The organism is Sneathiella limimaris, from assembly GCF_012932565.1.
GTDB classification, from domain to species: Bacteria; Pseudomonadota; Alphaproteobacteria; order Sneathiellales; family Sneathiellaceae; genus Sneathiella; species Sneathiella limimaris.
This window is the reverse complement of record NZ_JABBYJ010000001.1, coordinates 2,813,686-2,838,132: the sequence shown is the minus strand read 5'-3', so window position 1 is coordinate 2,838,132 and position 24,447 is coordinate 2,813,686. Positions and strand designations below refer to the sequence as shown.

General features: G+C 47.0%; 17 protein-coding genes, 3 tRNA genes, 3 rRNA genes and 1 pseudogene. 16 read left to right on the top strand and 8 right to left on the bottom strand.

What is annotated here, in order from left to right:
• The first annotated feature begins 179 nt into the window (after positions 1–179).
• The 8 genes from HH301_RS13675 (at position 180) to HH301_RS13640 (ending at position 7,356) form a co-directional block, all read left to right on the top strand.
• A 16S ribosomal RNA gene (locus HH301_RS13675) occupies positions 180–1,675 on the top strand.
• A gap of 164 nt (positions 1,676–1,839) precedes the next feature.
• A tRNA-Ile gene (locus HH301_RS13670) sits at positions 1,840–1,916 on the top strand.
• Between the two features lie 36 nt (positions 1,917–1,952).
• Positions 1,953–2,028: transfer RNA gene (locus HH301_RS13665), tRNA-Ala, on the top strand.
• Between the two features lie 347 nt (positions 2,029–2,375).
• Positions 2,376–5,116: ribosomal RNA gene (locus tag HH301_RS13660) — 23S ribosomal RNA — on the top strand.
• Positions 5,117–5,185: 69 nt separating this feature from the next.
• Positions 5,186–5,300 (top strand): 5S ribosomal RNA (gene rrf, locus HH301_RS13655).
• Together the 16S, 23S and 5S rRNA genes with 3 tRNA genes alongside form the textbook arrangement of a ribosomal RNA operon.
• A gap of 88 nt (positions 5,301–5,388) precedes the next feature.
• Positions 5,389–5,465 (top strand) — tRNA-Met (locus tag HH301_RS13650).
• A gap of 517 nt (positions 5,466–5,982) precedes the next feature.
• On the top strand, positions 5,983–6,552 hold the full coding sequence (locus HH301_RS13645; RefSeq protein WP_169569440.1) for a hypothetical protein: 570 nt from the start codon (positions 5,983–5,985) through the stop codon (positions 6,550–6,552).
• Positions 6,553–6,774: 222 nt separating this feature from the next.
• Positions 6,775–7,356, top strand: coding sequence for a hypothetical protein (locus HH301_RS13640; RefSeq protein ID WP_169569439.1), 582 nt, complete (start codon positions 6,775–6,777; stop codon positions 7,354–7,356).
• 667 nt (positions 7,357–8,023) lie between these two features.
• On the opposite strand, the gene aroQ is transcribed toward HH301_RS13640, so the two are convergent.
• From aroQ to HH301_RS13610, 6 genes are all read right to left on the bottom strand, one after another.
• Positions 8,024–8,488 (bottom strand): type II 3-dehydroquinate dehydratase, encoded by a 465-nt coding sequence (aroQ, locus tag HH301_RS13635; protein WP_169569438.1) that lies wholly within the window; start codon positions 8,486–8,488, stop codon positions 8,024–8,026.
• A gap of 40 nt (positions 8,489–8,528) precedes the next feature.
• Complete coding sequence (locus HH301_RS13630; protein ID WP_169569437.1) at positions 8,529–10,430, bottom strand: bifunctional sugar phosphate isomerase/epimerase/4-hydroxyphenylpyruvate dioxygenase family protein; 1,902 nt, start codon at positions 10,428–10,430, stop codon at positions 8,529–8,531.
• Positions 10,430–11,710, bottom strand: a complete 1,281-nt coding sequence (locus tag HH301_RS13625) for a TRAP transporter large permease (protein ID WP_169569436.1) — start codon at positions 11,708–11,710, stop codon at positions 10,430–10,432. The genes HH301_RS13630 and HH301_RS13625 overlap by 1 nt, the downstream gene beginning before the upstream one ends.
• Positions 11,707–12,240, bottom strand: a complete 534-nt coding sequence (locus HH301_RS13620; RefSeq protein ID WP_169569435.1) for a TRAP transporter small permease — start codon at positions 12,238–12,240, stop codon at positions 11,707–11,709. The genes HH301_RS13625 and HH301_RS13620 overlap by 4 nt, the downstream gene beginning before the upstream one ends.
• Positions 12,241–12,299: 59 nt before the next feature.
• Positions 12,300–13,316: a DctP family TRAP transporter solute-binding subunit gene (locus HH301_RS13615; protein ID WP_169569434.1), complete on the bottom strand. Its 1,017-nt coding sequence runs from the start codon at positions 13,314–13,316 to the stop codon at positions 12,300–12,302.
• Positions 13,317–13,408: 92 nt separating this feature from the next.
• A complete protein-coding gene (locus HH301_RS13610; protein ID WP_206378309.1) occupies positions 13,409–14,323 on the bottom strand; it encodes a shikimate dehydrogenase in 915 nt (304 codons plus the stop codon).
• A 141-nt stretch (positions 14,324–14,464) separates the two neighbouring features.
• Here HH301_RS13610 and HH301_RS13605 point away from each other — a divergent pair, with 141 nt between their 5' ends.
• Positions 14,465–15,130: a TetR/AcrR family transcriptional regulator gene (locus HH301_RS13605; protein WP_169569433.1), complete on the top strand. Its 666-nt coding sequence runs from the start codon at positions 14,465–14,467 to the stop codon at positions 15,128–15,130.
• A gap of 144 nt (positions 15,131–15,274) precedes the next feature.
• Here HH301_RS13605 and HH301_RS13600 read toward each other — a convergent pair whose 3' ends face one another.
• The gene (locus tag HH301_RS13600) at positions 15,275–15,955 is read right to left on the bottom strand and encodes an FMN-dependent NADH-azoreductase (protein WP_169569432.1); all 681 of its coding nucleotides are present in this window, start codon (positions 15,953–15,955) and stop codon (positions 15,275–15,277) included.
• A 121-nt stretch (positions 15,956–16,076) separates the two neighbouring features.
• Here HH301_RS13600 and HH301_RS13595 point away from each other — a divergent pair, with 121 nt between their 5' ends.
• The 5 genes and pseudogenes from HH301_RS13595 to HH301_RS13575 all read left to right on the top strand — a co-directional run.
• The gene (locus HH301_RS13595; protein ID WP_169569431.1) at positions 16,077–16,982 is read left to right on the top strand and encodes a LysR substrate-binding domain-containing protein; all 906 of its coding nucleotides are present in this window, start codon (positions 16,077–16,079) and stop codon (positions 16,980–16,982) included.
• Positions 16,983–17,173: 191 nt separating this feature from the next.
• Entirely contained in the window at positions 17,174–19,597 is a 2,424-nt protein-coding gene (locus tag HH301_RS13590) for an outer membrane beta-barrel protein (protein ID WP_169569430.1), read from the top strand.
• Between the two features lie 113 nt (positions 19,598–19,710).
• Positions 19,711–20,895: a hypothetical protein gene (locus tag HH301_RS13585; RefSeq protein WP_169569429.1), complete on the top strand. Its 1,185-nt coding sequence runs from the start codon at positions 19,711–19,713 to the stop codon at positions 20,893–20,895.
• Positions 20,896–21,151: 256 nt separating this feature from the next.
• The gene (locus HH301_RS13580; RefSeq protein WP_169569428.1) at positions 21,152–21,403 is read left to right on the top strand and encodes a DUF6455 family protein; all 252 of its coding nucleotides are present in this window, start codon (positions 21,152–21,154) and stop codon (positions 21,401–21,403) included.
• Between the two features lie 164 nt (positions 21,404–21,567).
• Positions 21,568–21,816, top strand: a pseudogene (locus HH301_RS13575) (dihydrolipoyl dehydrogenase); the annotation flags it as partial.
• 134 nt (positions 21,817–21,950) lie between these two features.
• On the opposite strand, the gene HH301_RS13570 reads toward HH301_RS13575, so the two are convergent.
• The gene (locus tag HH301_RS13570; protein WP_169569427.1) at positions 21,951–22,709 is read right to left on the bottom strand and encodes a DUF4197 domain-containing protein; all 759 of its coding nucleotides are present in this window, start codon (positions 22,707–22,709) and stop codon (positions 21,951–21,953) included.
• Between the two features lie 595 nt (positions 22,710–23,304).
• Between HH301_RS13570 and HH301_RS13565 the strand changes: the two genes are divergently transcribed.
• Both HH301_RS13565 and HH301_RS13560 read left to right on the top strand, forming a co-directional pair.
• Positions 23,305–23,673 carry a hypothetical protein gene (locus HH301_RS13565; protein ID WP_169569426.1) on the top strand — a complete coding sequence of 123 codons (369 nt, stop codon included), beginning with the start codon at positions 23,305–23,307 and terminating at the stop codon, positions 23,671–23,673.
• Between the two features lie 133 nt (positions 23,674–23,806).
• Positions 23,807–24,412, top strand: coding sequence for a hypothetical protein (locus HH301_RS13560; RefSeq protein ID WP_169569425.1), 606 nt, complete (start codon positions 23,807–23,809; stop codon positions 24,410–24,412).
• The last annotated feature ends 35 nt before the right edge of the window (positions 24,413–24,447 follow it).

Genomic DNA, 24,447 nt, shown 5'->3' with positions numbered 1-24,447 from the left:
ACATTGTTGATAAGAAGAAGAGATGCGCGGGCGGCGATTGCTTGTGAATTTGTTGACGAGTTTTTGTTGTTGCAGCGTATCTTGATAGTTATGAAAGTAATTTGTCAGCGTGAATATGTGGCGCTTTAGGGTGTTATATATTTACAGACGTTGTGACGGGAGAATTTGTCAATTCAATCAAACTTGAGAGTTTGATCCTGGCTCAGAACGAACGCTGGCGGCAGGCCTAACACATGCAAGTCGAACGAGAAGCTTCCTTCGGGAAGTAGAGAGTGGCGCACGGGTGAGTAACGCGTGGGGATCTGCCCTTTGGTGCGGGATAACGTTTGGAAACGAACGCTAATACCGCATAATGTCTACGGACTAAAGATTTATCGCCAAAGGATGAACCCGCGTAGGATTAGATAGTTGGTGGGGTAATGGCCTACCAAGTCTACGATCTTTAGCTGTTCTGAGAGGAAGATCAGCCACACTGGAACTGAGACACGGTCCAGACTCCTACGGGAGGCAGCAGTGGGGAATATTGGACAATGGGCGCAAGCCTGATCCAGCCATGCCGCGTGAGTGAAGAAGGCCTTAGGGTTGTAAAGCTCTTTCGCTAGGGAAGATAATGACGGTACCTAGTAAAGAAGTCCCGGCTAACTCCGTGCCAGCAGCCGCGGTAATACGGAGGGGACTAGCGTTGTTCGGAATTACTGGGCGTAAAGAGTACGTAGGCGGCTATGCAAGTTGGGTGTGAAAGCCCGGGGCTCAACCCCGGAACTGCACTCAAAACTGTGTAGCTAGAGTTCGGAAGAGGTAAGTGGAATTCCCAGTGTAGAGGTGAAATTCGTAGATATTGGGAAGAACACCAGTGGCGAAGGCGGCTTACTGGTCCGATACTGACGCTGAGGTACGAAAGCGTGGGGAGCAAACAGGATTAGATACCCTGGTAGTCCACGCCGTAAACGATGAATGCTAGTTGTTGGAAGGTTTACCTTTCAGTGACGCAGCTAACGCATTAAGCATTCCGCCTGGGGAGTACGGTCGCAAGATTAAAACTCAAAGGAATTGACGGGGGCCCGCACAAGCGGTGGAGCATGTGGTTTAATTCGAAGCAACGCGCAGAACCTTACCAGCCCTTGACATGGGTAGTCTGATTACCAGAGATGGTTTTCTTCAGTTCGGCTGGCTACCACACAGGTGCTGCATGGCTGTCGTCAGCTCGTGTCGTGAGATGTTGGGTTAAGTCCCGCAACGAGCGCAACCCTCGCCATTAGTTGCCAGCATTAAGTTGGGTACTTTAATGGAACTGCCGGTGATAAGCCGGAGGAAGGTGGGGATGACGTCAAGTCCTCATGGCCCTTATGGGCTGGGCTACACACGTGCTACAATGGCAGTGACAATGGGCAGCGAAGGGGCGACCTGGAGCTAATCTCAAAAAGCTGTCTCAGTTCGGATTGTTCTCTGCAACTCGAGAGCATGAAGTTGGAATCGCTAGTAATCGCGGATCAGCATGCCGCGGTGAATACGTTCCCGGGCCTTGTACACACCGCCCGTCACACCATGGGAGTTGGTTTTACCCGAAGCCGGTGCGCGAACCTTTTGGACGCAGCCGACCACGGTAAGGTCAGCGACTGGGGTGAAGTCGTAACAAGGTAGCCGTAGGGGAACCTGCGGCTGGATCACCTCCTTTCTAAGGATGTCTGGTATTTATACCGGATGTTTTAGACATTAGTTTGCTTGGATCCTTCGGGATTTAAGACAGACATATTATGGAGCAGGCATCGCCGTCCACGCATCTCTTCTTTATGGATAGAAAGTTGCCGCCTATCGGTTTTAGGGCTGATAGAGCGCTGAGGGCCTGTAGCTCAGCTGGTTAGAGCGCACGCCTGATAAGCGTGAGGTCGGTAGTTCAAGTCTACCCAGGCCCACCATGGTTTGCTGCGTATTGAACGCCGGATGTTGGGAATGGGGGCATAGCTCAGTTGGGAGAGCGCGTGCTTTGCAAGCATGAGGTCGTCGGTTCGATCCCGTCTGCCTCCACCATCCAACCGGCTGCGAGAGTGGTCAGTGCTGGCGACGAAAAGACTATCCATAATGAGGAACACGGAATACCGGATTTATCTGGTTATTTTGCGAGGGTTATGCCCTTGTGTGCTATTTGACATTGTGAAGAGAAATTTATTACATCCCAAGATGTTTAGAGACGAGATGCTCTAGATGTCTTGAATTCTGGAGATGTTAGAGTTTTTAGGAACTTTGATATCTCTTGACTGAAGATGTTCATGCTGCACGGCATGAATATTTTTGGGTAATGTTCAATAACTGTGAATGAACAGAAGATGGAACAGCGTAGCTGTTTTGACTTCTGTACATGATGATGAATTGCTGAGATCAAACGTCTTAAGGGCATTTGGTGGATACCTTGGCGCATAGAGGCGATGAAGGACGTGGCATGCTGCGAAAAGCTTCGGGGAGTTGCAAGCAAACTTTGATCCGAAGATATCCGAATGGGGAAACCCACCGCATTAGCGGTATCGTTATCTGAATATATAGGATAGCGAGGCGAACCTGGCGAACTGAAACATCTAAGTAGCCAGAGGAAAGGACATCAACCGAGACTCCGTTAGTAGTGGCGAGCGAACGCGGACCAGGCCAGTGGTCATTAATAATTAACCGGAACTGTCTGGAAAGGCAGGCCATAGTGGGTGATAGCCCCGTACGGGTATGGTTGTTAATGATCCTCGAGTAGGGCGGGACACGTGAAATCCTGTCTGAACGTGGGGGGACCACCCTCCAAGCCTAAGTACTCCTATGCGACCGATAGTGAACAAGTACCGTGAGGGAAAGGTGAAAAGCACCCCGACGAGGGGAGTGAAAGAGATCTTGAAACCGGATGCCTACAAGCAGTCGGAGCACCTTTATGGTGTGACGGCGTACCTTTTGTATAATGGGTCAGCGAGTTAATCTTTGCAGCAAGCTTAAGCCGTTAGGTGTAGGCGCAGCGAAAGCGAGTCTTAATAGGGCGTATAGTTGCAGGGATTAGACCCGAAACCGAGTGATCTAGCCATGAGCAGGTTGAAGGTGCGGTAACACGCACTGGAGGACCGAACCCACCAACGTTGAAAAGTTGGGGGATGACTTGTGGCTAGGGGTGAAAGGCCAATCAAACTCGGAAATAGCTGGTTCTCCGCGAAATCTATTTAGGTAGAGCGTCATGTATCATCATCGGGGGTAGAGCACTGGATGGGCTAGGGGGCCCCAACGGCTTACCAAACCTAACCAAACTCCGAATACCGATGAATGCAGCATGGCAGACAGGCAGTGGGTGCTAAGATCCATTGCCGAGAGGGAAACAGCCCAGACCGCCAGCTAAGGTCCCTAAGTTATGGCTAAGTGGGAAAGGATGTGAGAAGGCCAAAACAACCAGGAGGTTGGCTTAGAAGCAGCCACCCTTTAAAGAAAGCGTAATAGCTCACTGGTCTAAATAAGCCGTCTTGCGCCGAAGATGTACCGGGGCTAAAGCCATACACCGAAGCTGCGGATCCAGACTTGTCTGGATGGTAGCGGAGCGTTCTGTAAGCCTGTGAAGGGTAACCGTGAGGTTATCTGGAGGTATCAGAAGTGAGAATGCTGACATGAGTAGCGAGATGAGTGTGAGAAACACTCACGCCGAAAGTCCAAGGGTTCCTGCGTAAAGCTAATCTGCGCAGGGTTAGTCGGCCCCTAAGGCGAGGGCGAAAGCCGTAGTCGATGGGAATGAGGTTAATATTCCTCAACCTGCTGGAAGTGACGAATGGGGTAAATTGTGGATCCTTATTGGATTGGATCTGCCGTGAACCTGTTCCAGGAAATAGCTCCAGCGTATAGACCGTACCCCAAACCGACACAGGTGGACTGGTAGAGTATACCGAGGCGTTTGAGAGAACTATGTTGAAGGAACTCGGCAAAATGACCCCGTAACTTCGGGAGAAGGGGTACCCTCTTTAAGGCAACTTAAGGGGGGTGGCACAGACTTGGGGGTGGCGACTGTTTATTAAAAACATAGGACTCTGCGAAGTCGCAAGACGACGTATAGGGTCTGACGCCTGCCCGGTGCTGGAAGGTTAAGAGGAGTGGTGAGAGCTGCGAATCGAAGCCCCAGTAAACGGCGGCCGTAACTATAACGGTCCTAAGGTAGCGAAATTCCTTGTCGGGTAAGTTCCGACCTGCACGAATGGCGTAACGACTTCCCCGCTGTCTCCAACATAGACTCAGCGAAATTGAACTCTCCGTGAAGATGCGGAGTACCCGCGGTCAGACGGAAAGACCCCGTGCACCTTTACTACAGCTTTGCAGTGGTATCAGGATTTAAATGTGTAGGATAGGTGGGAGCCTTTGAAGCAGTGACGCCAGTTATTGTGGAGGCATCCTTGAAATACCACCCTTTTGACTTTTGGTATCTAACCGAGGACCGTTATCCGGTTCCGGGACCCTGCATGGTGGGTAGTTTGACTGGGGCGGTCGCCTCCCAAATGGTAACGGAGGCGCGCGAAGGTTGGCTCAAGCTGGTCGGAAATCAGCTGTGGAGTGCAATGGCATAAGCCAGCCTGACTGCGAGACTGACAAGTCGAGCAGAGACGAAAGTCGGTCATAGTGATCCGGTGGTCCCGCGTGGAAGGGCCATCGCTCAACGGATAAAAGGTACGCCGGGGATAACAGGCTGATAATGCCCAAGAGTCCATATCGACGGCATTGTTTGGCACCTCGATGTCGGCTCATCTCATCCTGGGGCTGGAGCAGGTCCCAAGGGTTTGGCTGTTCGCCAATTAAAGAGGTACGTGAGCTGGGTTTAGAACGTCGTGAGACAGTTCGGTCCCTATCTGCCGTGGGTGTAGGATATTTGAGAGGAGCTGCCCCTAGTACGAGAGGACCGGGGTGGACGGACCTCTGGTGGACCTGTTGTCGCGCCCGCGGCACTGCAGGGTAGCTAAGTCCGGACGGGATAACCGCTGAAAGCATCTAAGCGGGAAGCCCCCCTCAAAACTAGATATCCCTTGAGAGCCGTGGAAGACTACCACGTTGATAGGCTGGAGGTGGAAGTGTGGCAACACATGGAGCTGACCAGTACTAATCACTCGATTGTGTTTGATCACAGCAATTCAAAACCATGTACAGTAGTCAAAACAGAATACTGATGTAATAAATGTCTGATATTTGCCGGCCTGGTGGCTATGGCAGGAGGGCTGCACCCGATCCCATCCCGAACTCGGAAGTGAAAACTCCTAGCGCCGATGGTACTTTGTCTTAAGACACGGAAGAGTAGGTCGTTGCCAGGCCTGCAAATATCAGACACTCTCTCACATCGTCAAATCAACAAAAAGCACCTCACAGGTGCTTTTTTTAGCTCATAAACTCTAACACCAACGCGGGGTGGAGCAGCCCGGTAGCTCGTCAGGCTCATAACCTGAAGGTCGTAGGTTCAAATCCTACCCCCGCAACCAAAACACAAAAACCCGCCATTATGGCGGGTTTTTGCGTTTTGTTACTGTGGACTAGGATGCGAAACTCAGACAGGCTTTGCATCGCAAAGGCTGGCAAGGTTCACAACAAGCAGCGCAAAGCCGCGCAGGGGCAGGAAGGGGCTTAGCCCCGAGCAAAATCCTACAACAGAAACCAACCTTCCAAGAATTTAAATTGTTATATCAAAGAGTTGTTATCGTAGGTTCAAATCGCCTTGCAACCAACTTTATTGCTGAAAACGAATTGAAGCCTTGCTTTGAAACGAGGGTCAAATTCACTTGAGTTTCTCATGAAAAAATCAGCTTCACGTTGACCAGTTTCTTGTCTTAACATTAAATTCTACCTCTAATTAATTTTGGCGGGGAAGTATGTCCGACGAAGTTGCGAGTGAAAGCGCGCCGGATATAGGTTTAGAGTTGTTGCTGAAGTATATTGGATTCGCTCAATAGTATTATAAAGGGCTGGTGTGGTGATGAGGAAATTACGGAGTATCTGTCCATGACGCTAATTAAGGGCAAGTTTCTGGCGCGTTTGGAATGTATGTCTTTGCCAGGAATGATATACCTCGCCACCTATTCGGTCTTAGAAGCATTTCATTCAGATATGTTTTGGGCTTGGACAGAGTATTGTCGAGAGCTAAGCCATGCCCTTGCTGGTGGCTTTCCAGGTGTAAATCAGATGATACACGGTATTGTAGCGTTGGGGTATGATGAGCGAGTACCTTACTTTGAGCATATGACAGCCGCGATCGTGATATTTTGTCTTGCTGTTCCGGTTCTTAATATTGTGAACTATAACTATATACGGATTGCATCTAAAGAACGTGTGAAAAATATCGTTATTATTTCAAGGTATATTGCAATTCCATTGATTTCTATATTTGGAATAATTGCGTACTTTTATATTGGGATTTATCCAGAAAAACATAGTTTTAAAAGTTTTCAGCCACATTTAAGTAATATAGATGTTTTTTTATTTAGTTTTACTTTAATATTACTTTTTAATCACGGATTCTATAACCTGGTAATCGGAATTCTTAGACTGTATCGGTATATGCGGCCAGCTTGATCGTATATTTAATTATAAAAACAACCAATCGAGGTGCATTGTTTTAGGCGGGAAAGATGAGAGATCTGTTTTTCGGGGGGATATTCAAAGAAGAAAACCAAGTGAAAACGATAAAATCTCGTTCAGACGGCTCCGGTATGGAGGTGGTGAATTGTTAGTAAAACGCCATTTTCATTCATTGATTTTGGCTCGCTCTAGCCAGGAATCATGGTGGATCTACCTATGACGGAATTTACCGCTAAAGTTTTGCTCCGCTTGGAAACTATTACTTTGCTGGCGCTGGTATATTTTGCGACATACTCTACTCTGGAAGCGTTTCAATCAGATATTTATATGGAATGGACGGCGTATTGCAGTGAATTAGCTCATACTATTGTCGATGGGTTTCCGGGAGTTGCACGTATGAGTGGGGAAATTGTGGAGTTGGGGTATGCTTCACGAGTGCCCTATTTTGAACATATGTCTGCAGCGATTGTGATGTTTATTGGTACTATTCCATTTGTGAGTCTGTTAAACTCTAAATATATATATCTGACTTCAAAGGATAAAATAAAAAGAGCTGTGCTAATTTCGAGATATTTAGGAGTTCAAACTTTATTTTTACCTGGAATATTTGTGTATCTATATTTAGGAATAGAGCCAAAAACGCATCCATTTAGAAGTTATCAACCGCATATCAGTAACTTTGACGTTTTTTTGTATAGTTCTGCTTTAGTGTTTTTGGTAAACATGTCGTTTTATTGGTCAGTAAGCGGAATTCTCAGGCTGCATAGATATTTACGATCAACTGGATTTTTTGGGTAAGTAATAAAAACAACCATTCAGGGTGCGTTGTTGGGGAGTAAAATGAGGGATTTGTTTCTTGGGGTTTATTCAAAGAAGAAAAACTTTGATCCGACAGCGGTATTAAATTTTTAATTCTGCTTAGATGAATTTGAGCAATCTTATTTTTTGCTTTAGTGATGATGGTGGACTTGATGATCCCGAAGATCAAGGAGGGATGCCAAATCCCGGCTCACTATCGGTGACCTATACTCTACCTGCGATGTTCGAGAAAGCAGCGTCATCGGGGCTAGTCTTCCACGTCACTCTGGTATGACCGAACAGTTGAGAACCCTTTCTCCAATAAAGCGGTTAATGCTTAAATTGGAGGGAAGGAGACTTGGATGATAAAAGTACTCTTTATAGGCTGTCGTTGAATGCGAGCCCCCGCAACCAAATTAAATAAGGTCATCCAAAGGATGGCCTTTTTGCATTTTGTTACTGTGGACTAGGATGAGAAACTCAGACAGGCTTTGCAACGCAAAGGCTGGCAAGGTTCACAACAAGCAGCGAAAGCTGCGCAGGTACAGGGAGGGGCTTAGCCCCGAGCAAAATCCTACCCCCGCAACCAAAACGTCAAAGAAAATATAAATTAAATTAGTTGCTTAACATTCACGGTTAAACCACACGCAACCAACTTTAATTGCTCTTAGATATTTGATTTGTTGTTCTTAGCGGATCCGAGTATTTCCTTAATTGATGAGATTGCCAATTCATAGCCGTAAGCACCTAATCCGCAAATGACACCTGAGGCGACAGATGAGAGGATGGAGTTTCGGTGATGTTCGTCGCGGGCGTGAATATTGGAGAGGTGGACCTCGATAATGGGTTTTTGGTAGAGCTTCAGCGCATCCAGAATAGGAACGGAGTGGAAGGAATAGCCAGCTGGATTGATGATGAGGCCATCCGTGGATTTTCGAGCTTCCTGTATCCAGGTGACCAACTCACCTTCGAAGTTGGATTGGAGGAAGTCCAGCTCCAGACCCAGTTCACCCGCTAGTTTTTGGCAATTATCCTCAATGGCAGCAAGGGTGGTGGTGCCGTAGATTTCAGGCTCCCGCTCTCCCAGAAGATTAAGGTTTGGCCCGTTTAGAATGATCAGCTTCTCGGTCATGATCCCTCCCGTCAGATATGTGTTTTGGTTTTTTGATTAGCTAACCAGTAGCATCTTTGGGAACGGTAGTCGGGCGTAAATGTTGCTTCTGTGCGGTGATCCTGAATTGGGCATTTGGCGCCCCGTATCCGTCATAACCACCACGGCGCTCTACAACCTCAAAAAAAAACCCTTCGCCATAGGTCTGGCTGTAAACCTGAAAATATTCGCCATCGTCATCCTTGTCATAGAGAATGTTATTCTGGCGAAGTTTTGTGCTTAAGTCGTTATCCAGATCAAATCGGGCTTCCAGATCGTCATAATAATTCTGGGAGATCTGCAGAGGCTTGAACCCGCGGGCGCGCATGTCTTCAAGGGTTTTGAATATATCGTTGGTTGAAAAAGCCACATGCTGAACAGCAGAGCCTAATCGTTCTTTGATGAAATGTCCGGCAAGTGTTCGGTGGTTTTCTGCCCCATTAAGTGTTAGGCGGAAAGATTTTTGGGTATTTTCCACCACTTGCGATCTGACCAGTCCTGCTGGATCAACAACATCCACCATCGGTTTTTTCAAAGTATTGAAGATTGAGGTATAGAAGAGCAGCCAGGTTAGAATGTCTTCGTAATTCATGGTCTGTGCTAGATGATCAATGCTAATCAATCCAGCTTCATCCAATTCATCGACCGTTTCAGGTGTCAAAAACTCAATATCCCAGATCTTACCGAGATCGGATGTGTCATCGAGGAAGTAGATAACACTTCCTCCTACACCTCGAATACTTGGGACAGTAAGCTCTCCCGGACCAACAGGTTGGGAAAAGAGTTCTGCGTTTAGAGCCTTTGCCCTCTCTGTTGTGGCTTTCGCATCTTCAACTTTTAGACCGATAGCACAGACGGTTGTTCCGCGGAGAATATAGGAAGAATGGGCAAACCCTTCCTGTTCAGTATTTATAACAACGTTGATATCCCCCTGGCGCCATCGAGTGACGTCTTTGGAAATATGTTTGCCGACCAGTCGAAAGCCAAGGGTTTCAAGAAGTTTCGTGAGTTCCTCTGCCTCTCGTTCATCTGCGGCAAACTCGATAAATTCGATACCTTTGACCAAAATCCGGTCCGGCATGGCGGGGAGATCAATTTCAACATCGGGTTCCTGCCGGGCGACCTGATCCATCAAGTAAATCAGGGAGCGGTGACCGTCAACAGCTATGGACTTGGGAGAACCGCTTCGAAACTGGTCATTAAATATCTCAAGGGAAATTGGCCCCTGATATCCCGTGGCTGCGACAGCTTTCATGAAGTCGGTGACGGCAAGATCGCCTTCACCTGGCATATTCCTGAAATGGCGCGACCAGTAAAGGAGGTCCATATCGATCAAGGGGGCATCCGCAAGCTGGACGATAAAGATTTTGTCACCGGGGATGGAGCGGATACTGTTTGGATCAATTTTACGGGCCAGGGTGTGAAAACTGTCAAGAATAATGCCAACGTTATCATGGTTAGCCCGCCGGACTACTTCCCACGCATCTCGGTGGTCATTGATATGTCGGCCCCAAGCCAGGGCTTCGAAACCGATCCTCAGCTTCCGTTTGGCGGCCCTTTCCCCAAGTTCAAAGAAATCTTCTGCTGCTCTGTCAATTCCACCAAGGGAGTGGGGGGAGATATTGGAACAGATCAGAATGAGGTCTGTACCAAGTTCTTGCATCAGGTCAAACTTACGCTCTGCCCGGTCCATGGTCTTTTGACGTTTATCAGACGGCATGCCTTCAAAGTCACGGAAAGGCTGAAAAAGGGTGATTTCCAGTCCCATATCCCGGATCATATTGCCAACATCGGTTGGAGAACCATCGAAGGCGAGGAAGTCATTTTCAAATATTTCGATCCCATCAAACCCGGCATTAGCGATAGCCGTTAACTTCTCTTGAAAATCCCCAGCAATGGATACGGTCGCAATTGATGTTTTCATCAGAGATACCCAAGCAGCTTTGGCAGACCAGTCACAGTTACTGGCCAGAAGGTGAGGATCAGAAGAACTAAAATTTCAACGAGGAAATAGGGGATGATGGCACGGATTAACTTGGTCATTCCCACATTTGCAATTCCTTCCGCTACGAAAAGACAAAGGCCGAGTGGTGGTGTTATCAACCCGATCATCAGATTGAAAATAACGATGATACCAAAATGAGTTGGATCCACACCCAAGCTGACCGCTATTGGGTGCAGGATGGGAACCAGCACCAGCATGGCAGCAATTCCTTCCAGAAATAGACCCACAAACAGGAAGAGAATGATAACGGCAATCAGGAAGGTGAACTGGCTGGTCACATTGCCAAGCACCCAGTCGGTTAGCGCATTGGGCACCCGGTTGTAGGTGAGGAGCCAGTTAGCTGCAGCAACCGCAGAGATAATCAACACAATCACGGCGCTGTCGCGCATAGCGCGAGAGAAAATCCGGGGCAGGCTGGTAATGTTGATTTCGCGGTAGAGCACTAGACCGACAAACAGAGCATAGGCTACTGCAAAAGAGGCAGCTTCTGTTGGGGTGACCACGCCCAAGAGGATCGATCCTACGACAAACACTGGCATCAAGAGCGGAATAATCCCACCAAGCAGGGCTTCGGAGTTGGAGACTTCTGAGAAAGAACGCGGTCCCTTGTCGTCAGGTGTTCCTTTGTGGGTCGCCATTACATAGACGGACAACATTAAGGCCAGTAGAAGACCTGGAACCACGCCTGCCACAAACAGGGCTGGGACAGAAACTCCGCTCACAATAAGGGCATAGATGATGACCGGAATGGAGGGAGGGATGATGGGACCAATGACTGATGAGGCTGCCGTCAGCGCCGCCGCATCCCAGCGTTTATAGCCATGCTTTTCCATCTCTGGAATAAACACGCGCCCAAGCGCAGATGTATCTGCGACGGCTGATCCGGAAAGACCAGCAAAAATGACTGATGCCCAGATATTTACAAGTGCTAGTCCTGCTTTCAGGCGACCAACAATTACATTGGCGAAATTGATGATGCGGTTTGTGATCCCGCTCTCGTTCATCAATTCTCCTGCGAGAATGAATAGGGGAATGGCAAGTAAGGGGTAGGAGTTCACGCCTTTGAACATTTCTGTTGCAACGATGCGCAGGTGATAGGGCAGATCACCTGTTGCCATGAAGAAAACCAGTGCTGTGATAATTGAAAAGGCAATGGGCATGCCGATGAGCAGCGCTGCAATGAGAATTGCGATGGTCATGACGCTGCCTCTTTTGGATTAAGTCGGCTGGGGATTTTATAACAGGCCGCGATCGCAATAAGTATGCCGCCCAACAGCATCGAAAACTGCCAGAAGGCCATATGACCAAATAGTTCGATCCAGCTCATGCTTAAGTCCTCTGCGGCCCTACGAACGGGCCCGATGAGGCCGGAAGCTTCTACTTTTCCCCGGCGGATCATAAATAGATAACCGGAATAGGCGAGGGCGACACCTGTGATAGCGACAAGGATATCGACGACCACGAAAATTCGGTTCTTCAGTTTTTCTGAAAGCCTGTCGATGACGATGGTGAAGCGGATATGCTGATCATCCAGATAAGCGAACGCTGCGCCGAACATCAGCCCATAGATACCCAGGTAAATGGGCAGCTCTTCTCCCCATTCAAAAGATTTTCCAAGGGTGTAGCGGCGTACCGAATTAATAAAAATTATGGCAAACATGGTAGCGAGGCTAAAACCAGCCCCAAAGGCACAGATCTTTCGAATGGCCTTGAATGACTTTCGATACATCACCCGGTACTCCGCTAAGTTGGCTATGCACTACACAGTGCATAGCCAAGTATACGAGATTACTGTGCAGCCTTTACAGCTTCATCCAGTTTTTCAATCCAGTTCGCCTGGTTTCCAAGTTCACCAGCCAGCCATTTTTTCACGGCAGGTTGGGCGAGTTCCTTGAATTTAGCCAGATCTTCCGCGGTTGGGGAATAAACTTGCATGCCTTCCGCAACAACCTTGGTAACCCCCTCGGCGGTATTGAACTGCTGAATAGCCCGGCCCATGGCACCTGCAACTTTTCCTGCTCGTTTGATGACGGCCTGTTCAGCAGGTGTCAGAGATTGTAGAAATTCCTCGTTAATCAGGAGGAAATCAGCAGCATACACATGACCATCAAGGATCATGTATTTTTGCAGCTTGTGCAGGTTGTTGTTATAGATAGTTCCGACCGGATTTTCTTGACCATCAACCACCCCTGTGGACAGCGCGTTTGGAAGTTCTGACCAAGCAATCGGTGTTGGCTCGGCGCCAAGCCCCTTGACCATTTCCACATAAAGTGGAATGGGCTGTACCCGGAATTTGAGACCAGCCATATCCGCAGGTGTTTTTACCTCACGAACGCCATTGGTAAAGTTCCGGAATCCGGTTTCACCATAACCAATAGTCCGAAGTCCGGTTTCTTCGAGACAATGGGCTGCGAGTTCCTGTCCAAAGGATCCGTCCAGCACCTCCCAAGCAACAGTTGCTGATGGGAAGGTGTAAGGAATATCCAGGACCTGGGCTGCTTTACAGATTTTCGACATGGCACCGGAGACCATCACGACCTGCGTCAACCCTTCCTGCGCCTGTTGAATAATTTCCCCTTCATTTCCAAGTGCGCCAGCTGGAAACAGTTCCACCTTGATGCCAGTTTCCCCTTCAACAATGTTTTTGAAAATGACTGCGGCGGATCCTTTTTTGGATGTCTGCCATTCCGCACCGTCCACATGGGCAAAGCGGATTGTCTCGCCTGCTGCCTGGACGGATTGGCTCATCATGGCTAATCCGACTATCCCTGACAGTAAGCTTAATGTCTTACCTAGTTTCAGCATTTTACTCTCCCTTATGTTTCTCTTTGTCGTCTCAATCCTGAGATAAATCTCTCCCCCTTATCCTGCGAGAAAGACGTTTGGGTACAATGTATTTACATTGCACTCGTTTTGGTGAAAGACTCGAAAGTCTCCCGCATTCGGCCGGCGTCCGGCTCTTTCCCTGTGAATAGCTTAAAGGCACGCACGGCCTGATAGACGGCCATTCCAGATCCGGGCAGTGATTGACAACCAACTGCTTCGGCTGCCTGCAAAAATTCAGTCTGCAGGGGGAAATAGATGATTTCTGAAACCCAATGATGTGGTTGCAAAATATGTTTGGGAATAGGGCAACCCGGTAGTTTTGCCATACCGACGGGTGTAGCGTTGATAATGCCGCTGGATTTTGTTGCGGCACTTTCAAGATCACGCACTATTCGAATGGGGGTCTCCGTTTTTAGTTGGAGTTGTTGTTGAAGGCTACTTGCGGCTGTCTCATTGGTATCTGCAATCAGGAGTTCTTTAACACCAAGATCAATCATTGCGTTAGCAATTGCTGCACCCGCGCCGCCAGCTCCGATTAGTAAGACGCAGTCCAGTGAAACATCTGGTAAGCCTTGTTTCATGCTTTCTGCAAATCCCCAGTAATCGGTGTTGTGGCCGTATCGTTCTCCCTCTTTTAGGATGATTGTATTCACCGCCCCAATGGCATTGGCCGCGTCGGAGCAGCTATGAAGGCATTGTTTCGCCTCCTTTTTGTACGGGTAGGTTACATTCAGGCCAACAAAGCCAGCCTCTTCTGCCTCTTCGAGAATTCGCTCAAATGGGGTTTCGGGATCTGCCATCAAATCTGTGTCAATTAGCTGGTATTTCAGTTTGATCCCCTGTGCCTTCGCTTCGGCTTCATGCATGGAAGGAGTTCGCGACAATTGAATTCCTTTCCCGACAAGGCCGACCAAAACCGGACGACCCGCAGAACCCAGGTCGTCAGGGAATGGGTTGCAGATGTTGGGATGCAGCCCAGATTTCACGATTGAATCCTCCCTGATGCAGATTGTTTGTTTCTGCTTTTTTATAGAAATGTACTATCTGGTTAATTAAGTCAAGATAAATGTTCGAATTGGTTAATTTGGAAAAACATGCTAAGTGAGTTCTACAAACTGGAGAAAGAAATGGCAGAGATAAGACCAGAAGAGATTACGCGAAACGGCTCACGGCAGGGTTGGAAGCAGGATCCGGAAGCTGTGAAAGCAGACATCTTGCGGGTTGCGCTAGCGGAATTTGCAGAAAATGGCCTGTCTGGCACGCGTATGGATGAAATCTCCGCGAAGACCAAAACCTCCAAACGCATGATCTACTATTATTTCGGTAACAAGGAAGATCTCTACCGTCGCGTCCTTGAAGAAGCCTATCGGGAAGTGCGAAAGGGGGAGGAAGAACTTAAGCTCGATCATATGCCCCCGGTGGAGGCGCTTCGGAAACTGGTAGCCTTCACCTTCGATCATCATAGTCGGCATCCGGATTTCATCCGTCTTGTGATGATCGAGAATATCCATCATGGCTCCTATCTGAAGCAGTCAGACATTATTCGCGACCTGAACGTAACGGCGATTAATGAGTTGCAACGACTTTATTCTAGAGGAGTAGAGGCTGGAGAGTTTCGAAAAGGGATCTCTCCTTTAGAACTTCATTGGCAGATCAGCGCTCTCAGCTTTTTCAACGTCTCCAACAGAATGACTTTCTCTATGATTTTTGGAGATCAGCTTTTTTCAAAAGAAAACCAGAACTCATTAAGGGAATCCGTCGTCGAACTAATCGTTCGAAACGTCAAGAGTTAGGCCTCCACTGTAAAAGCAGCAAACAAAGATGGTTGCGAGCCCCCGCAACCAAAACACAAAAACCCGCCATTAAGGCGGGTTTTTGCGTTTTAAAAACTGCTTGCTGAGACAGCCAGCGAATACTGCAACCTGCTGGATTTTCTTTTATTGCTGAGTCAGTTTTGTATTGGCCAACTTTAGAGCTAAATCTTCGGCGGATTGGTAAGCGTTGGCGACTGACTTTTTATGCCGATCATCATTGAATTCTTGATACTCAGCGTTGATCTCATAGAAAGTTTCAACTCCCAAATAGTGGCTCAATGTCTGTATATGAGGCCCAAGATGGTTCATTTTTTCGCGAATACCGCCAATTTCGAACCCAAACTCACCACTGGAGGTGATCAAAACCAGTGTTTTGCCTGACATAATTGGTTCTAGTGGAAAATCCCCCCGGGCCAAATCAAAGGAGAATGTCTTGTTGAGGCGGATCACTTGATCAAACCAGGCCTTTAGGGAAGCAGGCATGCCATAGTTGTACATAGATGATGACATAACAATGATGTCAGCTTGCTCTAGCTCTTGGATCAAGGTGTCCGACAGGGAGAGCAAAGCCTTTTGACTTTCCGTTTTGGATTCATCTGGGGTAAAAACAGCGGCAATCCAGTCCTGACTGATGAAGTCAGGTGGGTTAACTCCTACATCCCTATGGATGATATTAATTTCATTATTAAGTGCGGCCCATTTGCTTATGAATGTAGCTGCAATTGATTTTGATATTGAGTTATAGGCCTCAACAGAATTGTCCGTTCTTCTTGCGCTAGCGTCTATATGAAGTATAGTTTTCATCTCACATCCTTTCAAAGAGCCGATTAGTCATTGAAGGAAAGGTGGCACTAGAAAAGGTTTTTGACGAATGATGAATTCTAAATTATAGATGAGAAATATTCATCTATAGGCAGGGTATGAAATGTACTCAAAGCTCCCATCTCTGAATGTTCTAAGAACGTTTGATGCTGCTGCAAGACTGAAAAGTTTCAAGAAGGCAGCCGACGAGTTGCATGTAACACCAGCTGCAGTCTCTCACCAAATTAAGACATTAGAGGAGGGGCTTGGGACTCGGTTGTTTAAGCGAAGGACCCGAGCCGTTCAGCTTACCAGTGACGGGGAATTACTTTCAGAGACCACATTCGGCATCTTTCGGCAGCTAAATGACGCCGTCAATAACATCATCGGCGCAAAAGAGGTGCTGACTGTTAGCACAACCTCTTCTTTTGCCTCTATGTGGCTGGTGCCCAACCTTGAAAAGTTTTATCGGGCTAATCCCGGTATTGAGGTTTCCATTCACACAGGAGAGCAGAAAATAGATGTGATACGTGACCGTCGTATCGATCTTACAATTAGCTACGGTCAGTTCGACCCTGCCCAGGCCGACGCAGTTAAGCTCATTACTGAAAAATTCGGAATATACGCTAGTCCTGCATACCTTGATAAACTCACGAGCCTAAATGATGCTCAACTTCTGGAGACTGAGTGGGTCAACAAAACACTGCCGCCGATCGCCTGGGAGGCGCTTATCCACCGACATAGAGATGAGGACATTCCACCACCTAACTATACTATAAGGCGATTTGATCAAGAGCATCACGTCATTCAAGCAGCTCTGGCGGGGCAGGGAATAGCTCTGGTCAGTTCACTATTGGTAGAAAACGCGGTGAAAGAACGGTGGCTTGTTCCTGTTTCGAATATGTCCTTACAGGATGAAATTGAAGGTTTCACTTATTACTGCGTTGTGCCCCCCCGAAATCAGCGCAATAAAAATGTGGCGGCCTTTACGGACTGGTTGTCTTCAGAGATCGATAATACCCTCGTCTGATCTTATCGTCGGTGCTGCTAAACGACCTGAACGCAGAAGCTATGGATTTGTGATTTGGCGAGGAAACTGTGGATTTTAGGGAGCACCATCCCTAAAAATACACAAAAAAATGGTGGATTTACTCTAGCGCTTCATTTTAATTTATTATAACGCCTAAAAGATGTGCTTCCCGTTTTTCGTTTGATAATTACATGTCCAAATTTTCTACTTCCCTAAAGTTGGTCCCTTTGCTTATGGCCTTCTCTGTTGTTTTTGCAAACGCAGAAGAGAAATCAGAAGCTGTAAAGAAGGAGAATTCGAAGTTTGATTTCGATCTGGGCCTGTCGGTTAGTGAAGAATTTAGCGACAACATTTATTCGACGGAAAATGATAAGGCCGACGACCTAATTACCAAAATAGTTCCAGAAGCGCGGGTGACCTACAAGGGGGAAGAGGTCAAAATCTCTCTTGAAGGACGTGCTGAAAAAGCTTTTTACCGATCACATACGGACGAAGATTATCTGGATGGATCTGTGGGGGCTGCGGCCGAATGGAAAATTGGAGAGGCGATAACTCTTTTTCTTGGTGGCAGTCACGATTGGGAACATGAAGAACGGAGTTCACCAGATGGGGTCGATGGTTTAGAGCCCACAGAATACCGAGAAGCCGACGCTTATGCTGCGCTTCAATACAAAACCGGCAAGCTGTCCACCAGGCTCGGTATAAATCTCAATAATTATGATTTTGATGATACACCAGTATCTTCGGTATCCACGATTAATAACGATGACCGCGATCGGTTGCAGTCCGAATATGGAATACGTTTGGGTTACGAATATGAAAAAGCTCGGACGGTCTTCATACAGGGGATTTATAATCAACGGGATTATGTATCAGATGTAGATGATGCCGGTTTTGACCGGGAATCCCATGGAGTTGAGATAAATCTCGGCCTTAGCGGTCGCATAGGACCTGTTTGGGGTGAAGTGAGTGCCGGATTTCTCCAACAATATTACGACGACAACGCTTTCGACACGGTAACAGTGCCGGATTTTGGCGCCAATATCACTTGGGCGGCTTCACCAGGTACGCGTGTGACGGCTTTACTCGACAGAACGATCGAAGAAACAACCCTTTCAGGGGCATCAAGTTATCTCAACACAACCGCCGGGGTAAGGGTTAGTCATCGGTTTGCCTCTGATCTGGTTGGGCGGACTTACCTTTATCTGTCGGAAAATGATTATCAGGATAGCGATCTGGCCAATTACGTAACTGAAGCTGGCTTGGGGCTTCGGTATTATGTGACGCCACGACTCTACGTAGATGGGGGATATAGCTTTGAACAGCGGAGTTCCAATGTCGCTGGCGGCGATTATGACTCCCACGGGATCCAATTGCGCGTAGGCGCAGAATTCGACGAGTTTTATAAAGATGGATCCGGGGTCGCCGAAATGTCAAATTCTGGATTTTATATTGGTGCGTTAGTCAGTCACCAAGGTTTGAATACTGCATTAGATGGACCTCGTGGTGCCGGAACAGTGACAAATAGTTTCGGTGATTGGGGGCTGGGTGGTGGTGCCTTGATCGGGTATCGAGCACAGCTTGGTAAACTCGCCCTTGGTCTTGAACTTGATGGGGAGCTTGAAAGCGCCCGGTGGTCTCATAATGCAGATCGTACTTTCGCTGTAGAGAAAGAAAACACGATTGGCTTGTCGGCCATACTGAGTTTTGAAACGCGCAACAATGTTCTTTTATACGGGCGGGGCGGCGTTGTTTCGAGCGAGTTTAAGAGTGAGTATGATAATGGTTTGGATACGGCTTCCAAGACGGATCGGGAAACAGGTCTGAGAATAGGGGGCGGTGCAGAATTTCCGTTAGGAGGCTCTTTTTCAGGCCGGATGGAATATGCAATTACAGGGTATCCAGATTATGAAATGGGCGCCCCTCTTGGAGGAGGGGATGACGATAATTTCAGTAATACTGACGCGTTGGCCAGATTTGCTCTTATCTACCATTTCAACAATCAGGAATCAGAGGAAGAGGTAAAGCCAACTGATTTCACAGGGTTTTACATAGGCGGATTTGCGGCTCACGGCTTGCTGGGAACTGAAAACTCTGGTCCACGCCCCAATGCGGCAGCCCCAACCTTTACGCTCAACGCTTTGAGAGCGGATCAGGGGATCGGCGGAGGTTTGCTGGTTGGTTATGGTCACCGTATTGGAGACTTTTATCTTGGGGCGGAGGTTGATGGTGAACTCTCCGGTGCCAGTTGGAATATCGAACGGGATCCTAATGGCCGAATTTACTCAGTTGAGAAAATAGCCTCATTAGGTGCAGCTCTTCGGGCAGGTTATATCGTTGGAGACTCTGTCCTTCTATACGGCCGGGCAGGGGCGGTGCAGAGCTGGTTTGAGACTGAATATACAGTCGGCGGCGGAACTGTTTATCCTGATGATAGTGTTCTGGGGATCAGATACGGTGGCGGTGTTGAATTCGCCCTGACGGATGCGCTTAGAATGCGCCTGGATTATACGCTGACAGATTATGAAAATTATTTGGTGACTTACGCATCTGGGAGTGACGATTTTGGTCATTTGGAAAGTCAGTTCCGTTTAGGAGTGACCTACCAGTACTAAGCTTACTTTTTTCTGCTCTTAAGTTTTATTGGAATTGTTCTAAATCAACGCTCGTATTCATATTTGCGGATATAATTGGGGACATAAGCTCTTCAATTATATGGGGATGAACAATGTTGAAAATCATCAAAGCAAAAATATCTCTCAAAAAAGTTCTGATGGCTTCTGTTACCGCGGGAAGTCTTCTCTTAGCATCTGTTTCGTTTACGCCTGCTTTCGCAGATGAGCATGGCAGCGGCAGTAAAGGTAGTGGCCACACCACAGATCACAGCGACTCTGATCATGGTTCGAAAGGTCAGCAAAAAGGCAAGAAAACTGAGGTCACAGGCCAAGGTAGTAAGGGTTTGGGTAAACTGTTCCGCGATATTTCCGGTGCAGAATCTGAAGACGAAGACTCAGACCGGCCTGACTGGGCAGGTGAAAAAGGCGGCAAGGCAGGTGCAGGTTCTAAACCTGGGACTGCAGGATCCAAGAAAGGGGACTTGTTCGGAGATCTCTGGATTATTCTTCGTGATGACAATGGCGTCCCAATTCTCACACCAGAAGGATTTGTTCAGCCTTTGGATGAAAATGGAAATCTGATCCCCTTGGATGAGGAAGGTCATCCAATCGATGAGTCCTTAACCGTTGAGGTGGAACTGGGCCGGCTTAATGTTGGCCGGGCACCGAGCAAGGTTCTGGACCGGCGTGCAGAGGAAGTTGTGACTTTGCTCAACTCTGCGACTGCGATTACAGTAGACTCCGCGGGACGGCTTGTCTTGACAGTGGATGGGGAAGATAAAACCATCGACTCACCGCTGGAAAACCTAGCAATTTATGTCGCCCTGATGACAGAGGGAAGCATTCCAGGAGTGTCTGATTTACCAGGTACAGAGTATGATTTTCTGGTAGATGGCGACTTCACAAAAGAAGATGTGGCTGCTGCAACATCTTTCCTTGCTGCTGCAACAGATAAGACCGGTGAATTTACCTCAGACGAAATCGCTTATATTAACGCTTTTCTGAGTATCAATCTGGAGACATCAGGCAGCCAGACATACTCCGTCGTAGATTATAGTGACTTTCAGTATGATCGTTCGTCCACCTACGCCACTGTGACAACAACTGTTCTGGTTGAACAAGCGGATGGGACTTGGGTTCCGACTGAAGTGAATATTTATGACGCAGTCTTTGGCGGTGAAAATGTAACGGTTGAAGGGACATTGGATGCCTTTACCCAAGCTGCTGATGATGCGCGGATGATCATAAATTATATCCATGAGTTTGAAGTGCCTGATGCGAGTGTCGCAAATAACTAGGATTAGCGATACATAAGTGACAATAAGGCCGCCTGTCTTGGGCGGCCTTTTTTTGGTTTGCAGGATGATGTTGAAGATCAACTCAGAGATTGGTTTTTCCTCTAACAGTGTCCGTGTTTTCAGATCAGCAGATCCGATATTTTTGTAAAACAGGGGTTTCTGAAACTTGTTAAGGGGTTGATTAGGGTCAATGAATGTGAGGAGAATGCAATATAGAGTGCCTTTAAAGATGAGGTTGGGAATAGGGAATAATTCTATGTTTAAGAAATTCGACAAGCATTCGAAATTGTTTAATCAGATGTCGGCCGCTGTTGATGTCGAATTGGATAGGCGTGTTACCCACAATCCGGCTGATGCATCTAAAATCAGGTCAGCTGTGTTGAAGTGTATGAAATGCACCCATGCAGATGAATGTGAAGACTGGATTAGTAATCACAGTGAAGGTGCGAAAGCTGCACCAAGTTATTGCCTCAACCGTAACTTTCTGGGTGCGCGCGAAAGTCAGTAGGCGGTCTGACTCAGGCGGGATTAGGTTTCAAAAAGCCAGTAAAGCTAGGCCGTCCATAGGGGTGGCCTTTTGTATTTCTGGCAATACCGTTCCCCGCGTCCAGAAAAAGGTGATATGGATAGATTCCGATAAGTAATTGGCGTCAATGCCTTCAAGCTCACATAGGAAAAGCCATCGCGAGTGGAGAGGCAGAGGGGTTTGTAAAAACGGTGCTCGATGCAAAAACAGGCGAGCTCTTGGGTGCACATATGATCGGGCCTGAAGTAACAGAAATGGTTCAAGGGTTTGGAATTGCGATGACCCTTGAAGCGACAGAAGCTGAATTTCTGGAAACTGTTTTCCCCCATCCCACTTTGTCTGAAGCAATGTCTGAGAGTGTCTTGGACGCAGTCGGACGGGTGCTCCACACATAAGAAAATGGTTTTCAATAGAAGAAAAATTAGAAAGGGGCACAAACTTTTTGTATTGGCTGGATAAAGTGCACTCCCTTTCTTTGTTTAGCCATAACTGTATCTGTGTGAGATAAGAGGGAAAAGGTTTTATTTGTTCAAGAACGCCCAAACACTGATTTCAGGATGTCAGTTGTTCTGGCCACCGGATTGTTTCTAATTGCGGCTTCTTCGACGGCAAGATAATGAAAGAGGCCTTCTAACGCGAGATGCGTTGCATGTTCCGTTAAATCGGATTGAACATCAGGAACAAGTGGGATTTTCTTATATTCTTTTATAAGAGAGTTGTAAGCTGCGATGGCGCCGACTTCTTCAAGGGATTGGTCAATGACGGGACGGACTGTCTCCATCAAATCGGCTGTTGAAACTTTTCGGAAATACTGGGTCGCAGCATCATCGGGTCCGTTGTAAATTTTTTGTGCGTCATCCAGGGTCATTTCACTGATGGCGTTTATAATCAACTCTTTGGCTTTTGGAGCCGCGGCCTCTGCTCCTTTATTCAACTTGGTTTCCACTTCATCGGCCATTGAGGATAAACCAAATTTGCGAAGATAGGTTTGTGCTTTTTGCATTTTTTCAGGCAGTGGAATGTGAATAGCAGGGTCATTTTCATAACCACCAGAAGCTCCTATCTGGTTAACAACGCGCCCTGTTCCAACCTTGAGCGCTTCTTTTAACCCCTTGGTTATCTCTGATATGCTCAACCCATTAGCTTGACTACTCGGCGTGTTTGTAGTCGGTGACGTCGCCTTATTTACGGTATCTTTTAAGCTTTTCAGAAAATCTGCTTTTGCTGGTGCGGTAGTTGCTGCAAAAGCAAAAGTGATGGCAATAATTCTGAAGAGATTAGATTTCATAACAACTTCCTTATGAGAGAGGGAACCAGTTGGCGGGTAATAACGCCTTGCCTTTCTCACATGGGCATAAATCCCATTTGAGTAGACATAAAAGTTGAGCTTAGGAACTATACCAAAAATGAAATTAGAAAACTCGACAAATAAAAAAAAGAATGACAGGGTTTGACGCCGTCTATTTTAAACCCTGTATCTTTAGGTAAAGGGTTTAAGCCAGGCAAAGATTTGAGCGCTAGATTGAGGATTTTTGCCATTGGGAAGCCTTGGCCTTGTAGTTTAATTCTAATCTCAGTCGAGAGAGCAAAATGCATCTTTTTCTTCCACCTGCCAATTTTTAGGAAAGGATGATTTCTGAGGAAATTAGCCGCCAGAGAAATCAGTATTGAAGGCCCTATTTATCTGCAATTTTACTAAAATAAAAACTGTTGCATATAAAACTATTTCTAATGTAAAAGGTGGTTCGTTTTTTGAGGGGGTGCTTTAGCTGTCGTCTTGTTTGACTCGATTTGTGAGCGGTCAAATTGAAGACTAGGTTTTGAATTTAACAGTGAAAGGCCACAAAACTAAATTGTGAAGTTTTGCGGTTAAGGTGCCGAATATGAAAGAAACTGCTGTCTATATCAAATCAGAATCCAGTGTTTTTGCATTTGATGACCTATGTATCGTGAAAGAACGCTGGAACAACGTGATTAATGCGGCTGAAAAGCAAAAGGTTCAGACAATCGTGGTTGATGGTCAAACAATGATAGAGTCAGCACGCATGTTGACCTATGGCCTGATCGGACTAATTGCCGAGGATTTAAGAGCGCACTCTTTATCTCTTCATTTAACAAATATTGAACAAGGATTGGCTCGGCTTATTCGATTTATTGTGGGTCACTATTTTGATGATCTATCCGTCACGATTAATGCCCGGGATAAATCTGATTTTCACCTAATTGAATATAAAACGCCTTTGGCCGCATGAGCCATAGGCGTCTATCTCACGGATAGATGCTTTGGGTTCAATAAATCATATTTAATACAAAATAATTTCCTAATATTTGATTCAATATTAGATTAATTGTATGCTTCAGACCTACAATTTCTGGATATTGAAAATGGGTCTGAATCGTCTGCTCATGCGAGCATTGCACAAGAAGCATTATCATTGGCTCATGATAATGATCCTTTCCGGCGGCATAATTTCTGGCCCAAATACAGCTTTCCCAGGCGAAAAAACTGATCAGGATAGACAGTTACAGGCGAATGAAAACAGAGTTCAGTCTCTACAGCGAGCCCAAAGCCAACTGAGACCAAATTTCGTGTTCCAAGAATCGCGGGATCGTTATGTGGATTACAGGGCTTTATCCGCGCAGGTTCGAGATCTCTCCGAAATGATCAAGCGAATGGAGCAGTCACAGTCAAATACGACCCTCTCAGTTCCCCCAGATGTTCCAATCTCCAATGGTATTTCAGGTCGAGTTGGAGGCAACCAAACCTTTCTCAAAGAGACGTATGGGCCTGATGGCCCTTCTGTGAAATCTGTCCGCCTTCTTGCTGAATATCAACTTCTGAAAAATGGAAACCAGCGCCTGAAAGTGGGCGAGATTTCGGATCAGGGTAAGTTTATTTCGCTGGATATTGTTACAGTCGACAACTCATTGGTTGAACGTTTCGCAATCGATAAACAAACCGGAAACTGGCAGATCGTTAGTAACCCTTAAACGGATTGATCTGACTTTATTCGCATTACAGAGGC